Source organism: Janthinobacterium sp. SUN073 (genome assembly GCF_030397665.1).
Classification (GTDB): domain Bacteria; phylum Pseudomonadota; class Gammaproteobacteria; order Burkholderiales; family Burkholderiaceae_D; genus Janthinobacterium.
In genome coordinates this window covers 607,889-622,381 of record NZ_JAPUBT010000001.1, presented here as the reverse complement: position 1 = coordinate 622,381, position 14,493 = coordinate 607,889, and the positions used below count along the sequence as shown (strand labels likewise).

Annotated in this window: 14 protein-coding genes; 8 read left to right on the top strand and 6 right to left on the bottom strand. The window is 61.5% G+C overall.

Annotated features, from left to right (window positions below):
* Positions 1–54: 54 nt before the first annotated feature.
* From O0882_RS02865 to O0882_RS02850, 4 genes are all read right to left on the bottom strand, one after another.
* The gene (locus O0882_RS02865) at positions 55–1,185 is read right to left on the bottom strand and encodes a glycerophosphodiester phosphodiesterase (RefSeq protein ID WP_289945206.1); all 1,131 of its coding nucleotides are present in this window, start codon (positions 1,183–1,185) and stop codon (positions 55–57) included.
* Positions 1,185–3,587 (bottom strand): TonB-dependent receptor, encoded by a 2,403-nt coding sequence (locus tag O0882_RS02860; protein ID WP_289945205.1) that lies wholly within the window; start codon positions 3,585–3,587, stop codon positions 1,185–1,187. Before O0882_RS02860 ends, O0882_RS02865 begins: the two co-directional genes overlap by 1 nt.
* A 140-nt stretch (positions 3,588–3,727) precedes the next feature.
* Entirely contained in the window at positions 3,728–4,708 is a 981-nt protein-coding gene (hslO, locus tag O0882_RS02855; protein ID WP_141170363.1) for an Hsp33 family molecular chaperone HslO, read from the bottom strand.
* 4 nt (positions 4,709–4,712) lie between these two features.
* Positions 4,713–5,237: a gamma carbonic anhydrase family protein gene (locus tag O0882_RS02850; RefSeq protein ID WP_289945203.1), complete on the bottom strand. Its 525-nt coding sequence runs from the start codon at positions 5,235–5,237 to the stop codon at positions 4,713–4,715.
* A 219-nt stretch (positions 5,238–5,456) separates the two neighbouring features.
* Between O0882_RS02850 and O0882_RS02845 the strand changes: the two genes are divergently transcribed.
* From O0882_RS02845 to bamC, 8 genes are all read left to right on the top strand, one after another.
* Positions 5,457–6,335 carry an alpha/beta hydrolase gene (locus O0882_RS02845; protein WP_289945202.1) on the top strand — a complete coding sequence of 293 codons (879 nt, stop codon included), beginning with the start codon at positions 5,457–5,459 and terminating at the stop codon, positions 6,333–6,335.
* Between the two features lie 102 nt (positions 6,336–6,437).
* Entirely contained in the window at positions 6,438–7,271 is an 834-nt protein-coding gene (locus O0882_RS02840; protein ID WP_289945200.1) for a 3',5'-nucleoside bisphosphate phosphatase, read from the top strand.
* A 92-nt stretch (positions 7,272–7,363) separates the two neighbouring features.
* Positions 7,364–8,248, top strand: coding sequence for a protease HtpX (gene htpX, locus O0882_RS02835; RefSeq protein ID WP_070303511.1), 885 nt, complete (start codon positions 7,364–7,366; stop codon positions 8,246–8,248).
* Between the two features lie 36 nt (positions 8,249–8,284).
* Positions 8,285–8,908 carry an L-threonylcarbamoyladenylate synthase gene (locus tag O0882_RS02830; RefSeq protein WP_096237305.1) on the top strand — a complete coding sequence of 208 codons (624 nt, stop codon included), beginning with the start codon at positions 8,285–8,287 and terminating at the stop codon, positions 8,906–8,908.
* 94 nt (positions 8,909–9,002) lie between these two features.
* A complete protein-coding gene (locus O0882_RS02825) occupies positions 9,003–9,683 on the top strand; it encodes a site-2 protease family protein (RefSeq protein ID WP_289945196.1) in 681 nt (226 codons plus the stop codon).
* A 51-nt stretch (positions 9,684–9,734) separates the two neighbouring features.
* A complete protein-coding gene (locus O0882_RS02820) occupies positions 9,735–10,307 on the top strand; it encodes a class I SAM-dependent methyltransferase (RefSeq protein ID WP_289945195.1) in 573 nt (190 codons plus the stop codon).
* Positions 10,308–10,391: 84 nt separating this feature from the next.
* Positions 10,392–11,270 (top strand): 4-hydroxy-tetrahydrodipicolinate synthase, encoded by an 879-nt coding sequence (dapA, locus tag O0882_RS02815; protein ID WP_289945193.1) that lies wholly within the window; start codon positions 10,392–10,394, stop codon positions 11,268–11,270.
* An 80-nt stretch (positions 11,271–11,350) separates the two neighbouring features.
* Positions 11,351–12,544 (top strand): outer membrane protein assembly factor BamC, encoded by a 1,194-nt coding sequence (gene bamC / locus O0882_RS02810; protein ID WP_289945192.1) that lies wholly within the window; start codon positions 11,351–11,353, stop codon positions 12,542–12,544.
* A gap of 170 nt (positions 12,545–12,714) precedes the next feature.
* Here bamC and O0882_RS02805 read toward each other — a convergent pair whose 3' ends face one another.
* Complete coding sequence (locus tag O0882_RS02805; protein ID WP_100874029.1) at positions 12,715–12,969, bottom strand: hypothetical protein; 255 nt, start codon at positions 12,967–12,969, stop codon at positions 12,715–12,717.
* A gap of 353 nt (positions 12,970–13,322) precedes the next feature.
* Positions 13,323–14,444 (bottom strand): cupin domain-containing protein, encoded by a 1,122-nt coding sequence (locus O0882_RS02800; RefSeq protein ID WP_289945185.1) that lies wholly within the window; start codon positions 14,442–14,444, stop codon positions 13,323–13,325.
* Positions 14,445–14,493 lie beyond the last annotated feature (49 nt).

Sequence of the window (14,493 nt, the reverse complement as noted above, 5' to 3'; positions counted from 1 at the left end):
TAATAAGGGCGTAGCTGCCGGCCACGCCCTGAAATTAAAATTGTTACGAAATGTTTATCCGGCGGCGATGCGTCCCAGGCCCGGATCGTCGCTGAAAAAGCCGTCCAGTCCCGTTGCGATATAACGCCGCATTTCCGCCACGGATCCCGCTTCGTTGCGCGCGTTCTCTCCATTGCCATCGCGGAAGTCGGCCGCCAAGAAACGGTTTTCCGGGCGGAAGGTCCACGTGTGCAACAGCAAGCCTGCCTGGTGCGCATCATCGACGATGGCGGTGGGCTTGGCCAGGCGCTGGTCGGCGCCTAACGGGATGACGCCTCGCGTGGGCGGCGCCACCACGTCCGCGTAGGCGGCGATGTCGCGCAAGCCCGCCGGCGTGATCATCTGCCCGAAGGTCAGCTTGCCGCCCGCCTTGGCCACGTCCATCGGGCGAATATCGCCGCCCACCACCAGTTGCATCAGGCGCACGTTGGCGCGCCGTCCCAGCTTCTCGCGCAGGTACTTCAAATTGGCCACTTCGAAGGACTGGATTTCGATCGGCGCGCGGCGCGTGTATTCGTGCGCCAGCATGGTCGACAGGAAACGGTCTTCCAGCGCCAGGCCCGCATCGCCGAAGTAGGTGGAACTTTTCAGCTCCGGCACGAGGCCGATGATGCGTCCGCTGGCGGCAGATTGCGCTGCAACAAAATCGATGATTTCTTCCCACGTGGGGATCTGGAATTGGCCATCGTACAAGGTGTTGCCGGTGCGTACTTTCGGCAGCCGTTCGATGGCGCGCAGGGTTTTCAATTCCGCCAGGGTGAAGTCGTCGACGAACCAGCCTTCGTGCCATTCGCCGTCGACCAGTTTCTTGCCGCGCCGGCTGGCAAATTCAGGCCGCCGCGCCACGTCGGTGGTGTCGATCAGGTTGCTTTCATGGCGCGCCACCAGGATGCCGTCGCGCGTGGCGACCAGGTCGGGCTCCACGTAGTCGGCGCCGTCGAGGATGGCCTTGGCGTACGACGCCAGCGTATGCTCGGGGCGCAGGGCGCTGGCACCCCGGTGGGCGAACACCAGCGGACGGGCGGGAGGCGGGGCCAGCAGGCCGGCGGCAAAGCCGGGCGCGGCGGCCAGCGCCAGGCCGCCCACGGCCGCCTGGACGAAGTTGCGGCGTGAAAAGTGCCGTTGCGGGAGGATAGGCTCGCGCATCAGAAGTCCGCCGTCAGGGTCAAAAAGCCCTGGCGCGGGGCGATCGGGAAGGTGTTATACGTCTTGTCGGCCGCGCCCACCACCACGTTCAGCGAACCTTCGCGGTTGGCCAGGTTGCTGACGTTCAAGCGCCAGCGCGGGTTTTTCAGCCAGCTGGCCATGGCCGGCAGCTTGCCCGACACGCCCAGGCCCATCAGGAAATAGCTGGGGACCGATAAATCGTTGGTGTACGTCGCGTAGCGCTTGCCCACATAGTCTCCCGTCAGCTGCACTTCGATATCGCCCAACGTAGCCGAGGCCACGAACTTGTTCAGCCATTCCGGCGAGCCGGGCACGTTCTTGCCCGCCGTCAGCACCAGCGCGGCGCCATTGTTGTAATTGTCCGCGTACTGCGAGCGGTTGTACGAGAGGGCATTGTAGAACGAGAAATTGTTGCCGAAGTGTACAGTGCCGGCGATGTCGATGCCGTCCGTGCGCACGCTGCCCACGTTGGCCAGCACGGGATTGCCACCGATGATGGAGGAAATCACGGGCGTCGGGCTGATCTGCAGCAAACGGTTGCTGAAATCGACGTGGTACACATTGACCTGGCCATCGATGGCCGTGATGGCGCCCAAGCGCAATGGATGGCTGCCGCGCACGCCCACTTCATAGGTGAGGGCCGTTTCCGGCTTGGCGTCGCGCTTGAACAGGTCGAAGGCGGCCTGGCTCGACAAGCTCCATGGCGAGGCGCCGCCGCCGCCGTAGGTGACGAACTGGCGCATGTTTTTCTGGATATTGAAGTACAGCTGGTCTTGCGGCGTGAAGTCCCAGCGCGCGCCCACTTGCGGCAGGAACCATTTTTTCGTGTTGATGGTGCCGACCGGCAAGGCCGTCGAGCCGCCGGAAATGGCGCCCTTGGCCGGTTGCACGGGGAATTGGCCATCGGCGAATTGCAGGCTGGACTTGAAGCCCGCCTGCAGGGCGATATCGGGGCGGATGCGCCATTCATCCTGCAAGTGCAGCTGCACCACCTTGTTGTCGATCTCGCTGCCGTACTGCGTGATCAAGGGATTGCTGGGGCGATCATACGGCGAGGTCGGGTTGTTGACGTCCAGCGCATACCAGCGGCGGTAGGCGGACGAGCGGTTCTGTTCCAGCCACAGGCCCGCTTCCAGCTGGTGATTGCCGATTTCCTTGCGCAGCGTGGAAAGGAATCCACCGCGCTTGATGTCGTATTCCGTCGTGCGCACGGCGTAGCCCGAGTTGCCGAACACCTGTTTCAGGTTCTGTTTCGGGTAGTACACGCTGAACAGGCCAGGCAAGCCGGCCACGCCGATGGGGCCGGCTACCACGCCCGCGCCGTCATCCTTGTGGTAATACACCTGGTTAGCCCACGTCATGCCTTCGGACAAGTTGGCGTCGAACTTGGCGTAGGCCAGGTAATCGGTGCGCTGCGCATCGCTGTAGTAATTGCGGTAATTGTTGCCGTCGGCGGCTGGCGTGGCGCCCGTCGGCGACAGGTAATTGAGGGCCGCCTTGAAGTCCGGGTACAGGAAGGGGCGCGTGTACGGCGCGCTCGTCTCCCCGGCCACGTGCACGGTGCTGTCTTCGTTCGGTTCGATCTTGTCCGAGTAATTGAAGAACAGGGTCAGCTTGCCCGCCTCGCTGCGGTTGACGTATTTGGCGTTGAACTGGTCGCCGCCCTGGCGCGCATCGAAGTCCCAGGCGCGCGCTTCGTGATGCAGGATGGAAAAGTAGGCGCTGCTGCCGTCGCCGAAGGCGCCCGTGTCGTAGCGGGCGAACGTGCGCGAGGTGCGGTGGCTGCCCACGGTCTGCTGCACGCTGGCGCCTTGCGTGGCCAGCGGGTCGCTGGAATAGGTTTCGATGGTGCCGCCCAGGTTGCTGGTCGAGGCCGTCGCCAGGTCGCCCGCGCCCGAGGACAGCACGACGCTGCGCACGTTTTCGCTGATCACGGCGCGCTGCGGCGACAGGCCGTTGTAGTTGCCGTACTGCTGGTCACCGAGCGGCACGCCATCCATGGTGTAGCCGAGTTGCTGGCCGGAAAAGCCATGCACGAACAGCGACAGGTTTTGTTCGTTGTTGCCCCATGGATCGGCCGTCTGGAAGCTGACGCCAGGCAAGGTTTGCAAGGCTTTCAGGGGATTCGTGCCGGGCAGGATTTTCTGGATTTCATTCTTGCTCAGGGCGACCGAAGAACGCGTCTTGCGCGAGGAAATCTCCACGGTGGCCATCGGTGCGTTGTCATCAACGGGCGCTGCCATCTCGGTGGTGGCGGACGCCACGGCGATGGCGACGGCTGTTTGCGCCAGGGCCGGCAGGGAGAGGCCTGCGGCGCAAGCGCCCAGCAAAACATGGAAGGAATGGCGGCGCAGGGCCAGCGTCAAGTGGGTGGTCATCATCAGCCTGTGGAAAGTAGTGTGGGTAATACAAGCTGCGCAGCGTAACGGCGGCGCGTGACGGGCTGATGACGGACTGATGACGGAACGATGACAGTGGAAACAATTGCGCCGCCTGAGGGGCGGCGCGGGGAATATTACAATTAGTTAATGCTGGCGGCTGGCGGAATCAGTACTTCGGCGGGCGCATCCGTGATGAACAGCTGCGCGCAATCGACCTTGTCGAAGGTATAGTGCTGGCCGCAGAAATCGCAATTCACGCCCACTTGCCCCACTTCGTCGAGGGTGCCGTTGACTTCTTCCTCGCCCAGCATCTTGAGCATATTGCCGACTTTTTCACGCGTGCAGCTGCAATGGAAGCTTGGGTGCAGCGGCTCGAAGACGCGGATGGTTTCTTCCCAGAACAAGCGCTGCATCAGGGTCTCGATGTCGGTGGCGAGGATTTCTTCCTCTTTCAGGGTCGACGCCAGCATCACGGCGCGGTGCCATGTGTCCAGCGCAACTTCTTCCGAGACAGGCGTCGCTTCGGCCTTGCCGCCATGGTGGGGCAGCTTTTGCAGCAGCAGGCCGCGCGAGACGCTGTCGTCCGTGGCCAGCCACAGACGCGTATCGAGCTGTTCCGAGCGCAACATGTAGTTTTCGATCACGGTCGCCATGTCGTCGCCGTCCAGCGGCACGATGCCCTGGTACGGTTGCTGGCCCGGCACCTTGTCGGCCGGGTCCAGGGTGATGATGAAGCGGCCCTTGCCCGTGGCGTTGAGCAATTGCGGTACGGTGGCCACGTCGGGAATGGTGGCGTCCGGGTCCAGCTTGGCCGTGGCGCGCAGGCGCAGGTCGGAATCGCACTCGACGACCATCAGGCGCACGGGACCGTCACCGTGGATTTGCATGATGATGGAGCCGTTGAATTTCAGGTTGGCCGACAGCAGGGCGGCGGCGGCCACCATTTCGCCCAGTACTTTTTTCACGGCCGTCGGATAGGCGTGGCGCGATACCACTTCTTGCCAGGTGTGGGAAACGTCGATGAACTGGCCGCGCACGGCGGCGTTGTCGAAAATAAATTTTTGCAGGGTATCCTGGCCGCTAACGGCTGCGCTGACCGCGCCTGTGGTTTCAGTCGTCATTCTCTTATCCAATCTTCTTGAGTTGCGTATTAAATAGCTGGCCGCGTTGCACATAGTTCACGGCGTTGCCTTGTAGCCTGGTGATATCGTCTGCCGTCAGGGGCCGCACGGCTTTTGCCGGCGAGCCGATGATCAGCATATTGTCGGGAAATTCCTTGCCTTCCGTGACCAGGGCGCCCGCGCCGACCAGGCACCCTTTGCCGATCTTCGCGCCGTTCAGGATCACGGCCTGGATGCCGATCAGGGCGCCATCGCCAATCGTGCATCCATGCAACATCGCCTGGTGGCCAATGGTCACGTTCTGGCCGATGTCCAGCGGGTAGCCCGGGTCCGTGTGCAGTACGGCGCCTTCCTGCACATTGCTGTTGGCGCCCACGGTGATGCGTTCATTGTCGCCGCGAAGCGTGGCGCCGAACCATACGGACGTGTTCGCTTCCAGCGTCACCTTGCCGATCACATTGGCCGTGTCGGCAACAAAAGCGGAAGCGTCAATCTGCGGCGCATCGGCGCCCAATTGGTAGAGTGTCATCGTTAGCCTGTGGCGGTGGTGGAAGCGCCGGGCTGGGCCGGACGCTGAAGTTTTACTGTGTTGTGTACGCTATTTTACGCTGTTGCAGGACAAGTCCTGGCGCCCGGCGCTAATCCGGTATAATAATCGAACGGTCGTACTTTTATGTGCGCCCTATCTACAGACACAGCATGTGGCGCCATCCGCGCCACTTTCAAGGCAGGCAATCAGATGAAACCCATGAAACTTTCCCGTTCCGAATTCATCAACATCCGCGGCGCCCGCACGCATGTGCGCCACTGGGGCCGCGAAGGCGCGCCCATCCTGTTCATGGTGCACGGCTGGATGGACGTGGCCGCCTCGTTCCAGTTCGTCGTCGACGAGTTGCAGGGCGACTGGCATGTGATCGCGCCCGACTGGCGCGGCTTTGGCCTGAGCGATTACACGCAATCGGACACTTACTGGTTCCCCGACTACCTGGCCGACCTGGACGCCATGCTGCTGCACTATTCGCCGGATGCGCCCGTCAACCTGCTCGGTCACAGCATGGGCGCCAACGTGGCCGGCCTGTACGCGGGCGTACGGCCCGAGCGCATCAGCCGCTTCATCAACCTGGAAGGCTTCGGCATGATGGCAACCAAGCCGGAGCAGGCGCCGGGCCGCTACGTCAAGTGGCTGGACGAGTTGCGCGAACCGCCCGCCATGCGCAGCTATCCGAGCCAACAGGCCGTGGCCGAGCGCCTGCAAAAGACCAATCCGCGCCTGCCGGACGCGCGCGCCGCCTTCCTGGCCGAGCACTGGTCGGCGCAGAACGAGGCGGGCGAGTGGGACATCCTGGGCGACCCGCAGCACAAGCGGGTCAATCCCATCCTGTACCAGGTGGAAGAAGTGATGGCGTGCTGGCGTCGCATCACGGCGCCCGTGCTGTGGGTGGAAGCTATTGAGACGAATATGTGGCAATGGATGGGGCCAAAGGAAGAGGCGCGCATTGAAATCGACCGGCGTTTGGCCTGCATCAAGGATGTGCGCTGCGAGATGTTGGCGGACGCGGGCCACATGCTGCACCATGACCAGCCGGCGGAGCTGGCGCGCCTGGTGGAAACTTTCCTGGCGCAATAATGCGCTGGCACCACTGTGTCGCTAACGCGACTTCCTTATCGGGCAAGCAGCGTACAATGAAAACTTCTTCCATGCTGAGCCCGTGCAGGGTATTGTTTTCACATGCTTAAAGTCGACCTGCATTGTCATTCGAATATCTCCGACGGCGTGCTGTCTCCCGCCGCCGTGGCCGCGCACGCACGCAAGGCGGGCGTCGATGTATGGGCGCTGACGGACCACGATGAAGTGTCCGGCGTCGCCGCCGCGCGCGCGGCCGCGCTGGACCTGGGCATGCGCTTCGTGGCCGGCGTGGAAATTTCCATCACCTGGGCCGGCCAGACCGTGCACATCGTGGGCTTGCAAGTCGATGAAAACAATCCGGGTCTGGTACAGGGCCTGCACCAGACGCGCTCGGGACGCGATGCGCGCGGCCGCGAAATCGCCCGCCAGCTGGACCTGGCCGGCATCCCCGACGCTTATGAAGGGGCCTTGAAATTCGTCGGCAACCCGGATCTGATGTCGCGCACGCACTTTGCCCGCTACATCGTGGAAACGGGGAAATGCGCGAACATCCCCGACGTGTTCAAGAAATACCTGTCGGAAGGCAAGCCGGGCTACGTCGAGCACCGCTGGGCCACCCTGGCCGAGGCCGTGGGCTGGATACGCGGCGCGGGCGGCGTGGCCGTCATCGCCCATCCGGGCCGCTACCGCTTCAGCGACATGGCGCAAGGCGTGTTGTTCGATGAGTTCAAGCAACTCGGTGGCGTGGCCATCGAAGTCGTCACGGGCAGCCACAGTCCGGACCAGTATCCGGAATACGCGCAGCTGGCCAATGCCTACGGCTTCCTCGCCTCGCGCGGCACGGATTTCCATGCGCCGGGCGAGTCGCGCGTGGATTTTGCCATGCTGCCGCCGCTGCCCACCAACGTCACGCCCATCTGGCACGACTGGTTCTAGGGCACGGCCGGCCTGCGCCTGCCGCGCGGGCTTGAAAAGTCGCGACCGCATACTTATCTTTTAGTTATTATTGTTTTCCGGAGCCATCGCCCATGAAACGTATCGTCCTTTTTATTGCAACCAACCTGGCCGTGATGCTGGTGCTGTCGCTCGTCCTCAGCTTGTTGGGCGTGGGCAATCCGGCGCGCGGCAGCACCCTCAACCTGGGCAGCCTGCTGGTGTTTTCGCTGGTGGTGGGTTTTACAGGGTCGATCTTTTCGCTGCTGATCAGCAAACCGATGGCCAAGTGGAGCACGGGCGCGCGCGTCATCGATAACCCCACCTCGTCGACCGAATTGTGGCTGGTCAATACCGTGCGCGCACTGTCCGAGCGGGCCGGCATCGGCATGCCGGAGGTGGCCGTGTACGAAGGCGACGCGAATGCGTTTGCCACGGGCGCCTTCAAGAATTCGGCGCTGGTGGCCGTCTCCACGGGCTTGCTGCAAAGCATGAACCGCGATGAAGTCGAAGCCGTGCTGGGCCATGAAATCGCCCACGTCGCCAATGGCGACATGGTGACGCTCACCCTGATCCAGGGCGTGGTGAATACCTTTGTCGTCTTCATGGCCAGAGTGGTGGGTTTCTTTGTCGATAATGTATTGTTGAAAAATAACAACCGCGAAGGCGGCGGACGGGGCATCGGTTACTTTGTTACCGTGATGGTGTGCGAAGTCATCTTCGGCTTGCTCGCTTCCATCATCGTGGCCTGGTTCTCGCGCCAGCGCGAATTTCGCGCCGATGCCGGTTCGGCCAAGCTGCTGGGCAGCCCCACACCGATGATGCATGCGCTGGCCCGCCTGGGCGGCGTGCCGCCGGGCGAACTGCCCCAATCGATGCAGGCGCTGGGCATCAGCGGCGGCAATGGCGGCTGGGGCGCGCTGTTCGCCACCCATCCACCGATCGAGCAACGCATCGCCGCCCTGCGCGGCGTGCAATAATGATAACTAATGCCAATAACTAAGAATACGTAGACCATGAGTCAATTTTTCCAGATTCACCCCGAGAATCCGCAATTGCGCCTGATCAAACAGGCGGCGCAGATCATCCAGTCCGGCGGCGTGGTGGCCTTGCCCACGGATTCCTGCTACGCGCTGGTGTGCCAGCTCGACGACAAGGGCGCCGTCGAGCGCCTGCGCCGCATCCGTGGCGTGGATGAAAAGCATCATCTGACCCTGCTGTGCCGCGACTTGAGCGAACTGGGCTTGTATGCCCGCGTGGACAACCGCCAGTTCCGGCTGCTCAAGGCGGGCACGCCGGGCGCCTATACCTTCATCCTGGAGGCGACCAAGGAAGTGCCGCGCCGCCTCAGCCATCCTTCGCGCAAGACTATCGGCCTGCGCGTGCCGCAGCATCGCATCGTGCAAAGCCTGCTGGAAGAACTGGGCCAGCCTTTGCTGGGTGCGACCCTGACCCTGCCTGGCGACGAAGACAGCCTGACGGATGCCGACACCATCCGCGAACGGCTGGAAAAGCTGGTCGACCTGATCATTGATGGTGGCGTGTGCGCGCATGGCCCCAGCACCGTGATCGACCTGACGGGAGCGGAGCCGGAAGTGGTGCGCGTGGGACGCGGCGACCCGGCCGTGCTGGGCTTGTAGAGAGGTATCGCGCAGCTGTTGCGGCGCCGCTCTTCATCTGTTCTTAATGACAACGTAAGAAAGGGCCTGGATCGGCTCTGGTAGAATCGCGGTCATGAGCGATTTCAATACGATAGTCCAGACCGTTGCGGTGTACCTGGTGCCGGTGCTGTTTGCCATTTCCCTGCATGAGGCGGCGCACGGCTACGCCGCCCGCTATTTCGGCGATCCCACGGCCTCGAACGAGGGCAGGCTGAGTCTCAATCCCATCCGGCATATCGATCCTTTCGGGACCGTCCTGTTGCCGCTGTTCCTGTATTGGAGCATCGGCGTGCCTTTTGGCTATGCGAAACCGGTGCCCGTCGACTTTGGCCGCCTGCGCAATCCGAAGAAGCAGATGGCGTGGGTGGCGTTTGCCGGCCCCGCCGCCAACTTCGCCATGGCCTTCGGCTGGATGGTGGCCTATATCCTGCTCAGCACAATGGCGCCGGCGTTTACCATGAGCAAATACCTGATCGCAGTGAGCCTGGCCGGGGTCTCCGTCAACGTGGTGATGTTTGTCTTTAACCTGATTCCCGTGCCGCCGCTCGATGGCGGACGTATCGTCACCGGCATGCTACCCGATGCGTTATCCCGGAAGTACGCCAGCATCGACCGTTACACGCCTTTCGTATTCGCCTTGCTGATCTTTCTGAGCTATAAGGGCTACCTGGGTCTGGCATTGAGCGGGGTACTCCAGCAGGCGACGTCGATCCTGTATGCGATGACCCTGCCGTTGCGAATGCTGCTGGGTTGATGCCGCCGCTGTACGGCATTGGCAATGCAAAATTAACTGATGGAAGTATCGATGCAAGTAACTGAACCAACAATAGAAACTGAAGCGATTTCGGGCTGGCTGCGCCGCTGGGCGCCCCTGATCCCGGGCGGCGAAGTGCTGGACCTGGCCTGTGGCACCGGCCGCCATGCGCGCCACCTGGTCAGCCTTGGCCACCCCGTGATCGCGCTCGACCATGATCCGGAAATGCTGGAAAAGGCGGCCGGCACGGGCATCACCACCTCGCTGGTGGACCTGGAGGCGCCGGGCGCCGTATGGCCCTTCGCCCCCGGCCGCTTTGCCGGCATCGTCGTCACCAATTACCTGCACCGGCCTTTGCTCGAAGCAATGGTGGCCAGCCTGGCGCCCGATGGCGTGCTGCTGTATGAAACGTTTGCCGAGGGTAACGAGCAGTTCGGCAAGCCGTCGAATCCGAAATTCCTGCTGAAGGAAGGCGAAATGCTGACCTGGGCGGTGCAGCACGGCTTGCGTGTGGTAGCGTACGAGGATGGGCGCGTGGAGCAGCCAAAAGCTGCTCTGGTGCAACGAATTTGTGCCGTCCGGCCGGATTTTCCACGGTTGGCGGCCTTGCTGCCGACGTTTTGAGCGGCCATACTATGTCAGAATGCACCACAGGCGCGGGCTATCCGCTACAATCGTTGTTTTATTTATCGGCGCTATAAACTTACTATGATCAAGGGCAGCATTGTAGCAATCGTCACCCCGATGCACGCTGACGGCAGTCTGGACTTTCCAGGTCTGCGCAAGCTGATCGACTGGCATATCGCCGAGGGTACGGACAGCATCGTCATCGTTGGCACGACGGGCGAATCGGCAACAGTCAGCGTGGAAGAACACTGCGAACTGATCAAGTTGACCGTCGAACATGCCAAGGGACGCATTCCTATCATCGCCGGTGCCGGAGGCAACTCCACGGCCGAGGCCATCAAACTGACGCGCTATGCGAAAGAAGCGGGCGCCGATGCTGTCTTGCAAGTGGTGCCGTACTACAACCGTCCTACCCAGGAAGGCATGTACCAGCACTTCAAGGCCATCGCCGAAGCCGTCGACATCCCCGTCATCCTGTACAACGTGCCTGGCCGCACCGTTGCCGACATGAGCAACGAAACCATCGTGCGCCTGTCCGCCATCCCGAATATTGTCGGTGTGAAAGATGCGACCGGTAACATCGGCCGCGGTATCGACCTGCTGCGCCTCGTGCCAGACGACTTCGCCGTGTACTCGGGCGATGATCCGAGCGCCATGGCGCTGATGTTCTGCGGCGGCCACGGCAACATCTCCGTGACGGCCAACGTGGCGCCGCGCGCCATGCACGAACTGTGCGACGCAGCCATGGCGGGCGAGCGCGCCACGGCGATCGCCATCAATAACAAAGTTTTCCCCCTGCACCAGAAATTGTTTGTCGAGCCCAACCCGGTGCCCGTCAAATGGGCACTGGCCGAAATGGGCATGATGCCAGCCGGCATACGCTTGCCACTGGTGCCGCTGGCTGAAAATTGCCATGCCACCGTGCGCGAGGCCTTGCGCGATGCTGGCATCCTGTCTTAAGCCGAACTTCAAGCCCGGGCTTGACCAGTCCGGACCTTCCCTGATTCCAGCTGCTACTTAGCTTCTTATCCAGTTACGACATGACTAATTGCAAGAAAACCAAACCGGCGCCTGCCACCATCGCCGTCCGCGGCATCGTCATCGGCGCCGTCGCAGCCAGCCTCGCGGGCTGTGGCATGATCAGTTCGGTAGTCGGCGGCGACAAGGTCGACTACAAGTCGGTCAAGAAAGCCGGCACCCTGGACGTGCCGCCTGACCTGACGCAATTGCAGCAGGACAACCGCTACTCCCTGCCGGATGCGAAAAACGGCGTGGCCACGGCTTCCGGCTACAACGCGCAGCGCAACGCCACGGCAGGTGCGCCTGTCATCGTGGGCGCCGACGGCGTGGTGGGCGTCGTGCCTGTCACGGCCGGTGGCGTGAAGGTCGAGCGCGCGGGCAACCAGCGCTGGCTGGTCGTCAAGCAGTCGCCTGAAGTGCTGTGGCCGCAGCTCAAGCAATTCTGGGAAGATTCGGGCTTTACCGTCGCCATCGACCAGCCGACGGCTGGCATCATGGAAACCGAGTGGAACGAAAACCGCGCCAAGCTGCCGCAGGACTTTATTCGCAACACCATCGGCAAGGCCTTCGATTCGATGTATTCGACGGGCGAGAAAGACAAGTTCCGCACCCGCGTGGAACGCCTGGCCGACGGTTCGACCGAGATCTACATCAGCCACCGTGGCGTGGAAGAGGTCGTCACGGGCCGCGACAAGGAAACCACTACCTGGACCGCGCGTCCGAACGATCCGGGCCTGGAAGCGCAATTCCTGGCCAAGCTGATGACGCGTCTGGGCGCGGCCAGCGACGATGCGCAAGCGAAGACGGCCGTCGACGCCGCCATCGTGCAGCCGCTGCACGCCAAGCTGGTGGGTGATGCCGCCACGCCGGCGCGCGCCATCGAAGTCGATGAAGGCTTCGACCGCGCCTGGCGCCGTGTCGGCCTGGCCTTGGACCGTGTCGGCTTTACCGTGGAAGACCGCGACCGCACGCAAGGCACGTATTTCGTGCGTTACGTCGATCCGGATATGGTCAAGAAAGATGGCTTCTTCTCGAAACTGTTCAGCTGGGGCTCGTCGTCCGACAAGGACAAGGAAGCGCAGCGTTACCGCGTCCTGGTCAAGGCCGGCAATGGCTCGACCAGCCTGGTCAGCGTCCTCAGCAACGAAGGCAAGCCCGATACCTCGCCAGTGGCCGAGAAGATCCTGGGTCTGCTGAACGATCAGTTGAAATAAACGCCACATTTGCGGCGGGTGTCAGCACCTGCCGTGCATTAAAAAGGCTGGCCCGGGAAACCGGGCCAGCCTTTTTTATTGCCGATAGTCAGCGTTTTATCCTGCGGATAAAACTGCGGACGCAAAAAAGCCGACCCGAGGGCCGGCTTTTCCTAGTGCAGGGTGCTAAATTACTTAGCAGCCGATGCAGCAGCCGAAGCAGCCGAAGCAGCGTCGGTAGCGGCCGAAGCGGCAGCCGAAGCAGCAGCAGCAGCGTCGGTAGCGGCCGAAGCAGCAGCGTCAGCAGCAGCAGCTGGAGCAGCTTCAACTGCTGGTGCAGCTGCTGGGGTTTCAACTACTGGTGCTGGTGCAGGAGCTTCTTCTTTTTTGCTGCAAGCAGCCAGAGCAACAACCATCAGGGAGGCGATCAGCAGGGATTTTTTCATTTGTTTTCCTTAATTATTTCAAAAAATAAATCAATATTGTTGCGATGAATAATTACCGGTAATTATCGCTCGTTAGGTCGTCTTCGAAGGCTTTTCGTACCAGGTGGTGCCTGCCAGACAACGGAAACTTCCTAACCGAATATTATAGCGATTTTTGGTGCGTCGCAATAGGAGCAAGAGGCAAATTCGCAACTATTTTGTGATATCGCAATATTTGCCGAAGCAAATTGCAAGCAAGTGTAAGTGTTTTGCGAAAGCACGACAAAACGATATAAAAATAATATGTTTCATTGTGCTAGCGCAGATGTTGTCTTTTTACCTGTTGTAATACCACTTTGCTACGCCACGATCATTCAGGCCAGTTCGATCCAGCCATCCTGATACCAGGTATATAACGCATCCATCACGTCATCGGAAGCCTGGGCCACGGCGGCGCCATCGAGCGCGCGTTCGTTGGCCAGGGTTTCCAGGGCCGTTTTATCGGCCTTGCCAATGGCAAACGATTCGCCATTGATGAAGACATTCTTGCCACGATACAGCATCAGCGTCTTGCGCGACAACACGACACCCTTTTTCTGTGCGGCATCCGCGAAACGGCCCACCGTCAGCGGCTTGGACAGCGGCGTGAAAAACACATTGTGCTTCGGTTCCGACAGGTGTTCGCCCAGGAAAATGGTCACGTCTTCTTCCGTGAAGCGTACCTTGTTGATTTCTTCCGTGATGGTGCTGAGCATTTCACGGGGGATTTCCGCCGGCTTGCCCGACGCTTTCAAGTCGGGATCGCTGTAGATGCCCGGCAAGTCGATCGAGTCGGCCATGAATTGCAGGAAAGCTTCGCCCAGTTCCTGGAACGTGGGCGAGCGGAAGCCGATCGAATACGTCTGGCAGTCGCCGATGGCCACGCCGTCGTGCGCGTAGTGGGGCGGCAGGTACAGCATGTCGCCCGGTTCCAGCGTGAATTCTTCGTTGGGCGTGAAGTTGCTGAGGATTTTCAGCGGCAAGCCGTCGATCAGGCTCAGATCCTTCTGCGCGCCGATGCGCCAGTGGCGCTTGCCCTGGCCTTGCAGCAGGAACACGTCGTAGGAATCGAAATGCGGGCCCACGCCGCCGCCATCGGTGGCGAAGCTGACCATCAGGTCGTCCAGGCGCGCGTCCGGCAGGAAACGGAACTGGCGCAGCAGGGCGTCGGCCTTGGCGCTGTGCAGGTTGGCGCCCTGCACCAGCAAGGTCCATTCCTTCTGTTTCAGCGAGGGCAGGCTGGTCAGCGGGCCTTGCTGCATGTTCCAGTGACCATCCGCATGGCTGACCAGGCGCGATTCGACGTGGTCGAGGGTGGCCAGCTCGGCCAGGGCCTTGATATCGAACAGGGCCTTGAAGCCAGGCACGGCTTGACGGATCAACAAGGGCTTTTTATGCCAGTAGTCGCGCAGGAATTGCGCCGGCGTGATATCGCCGAGGAGAGTTAATTTTTTCATGCGCCCATTATAACAACCGGAAATGCAGGAATGCGCCTGCCGTTGGCGG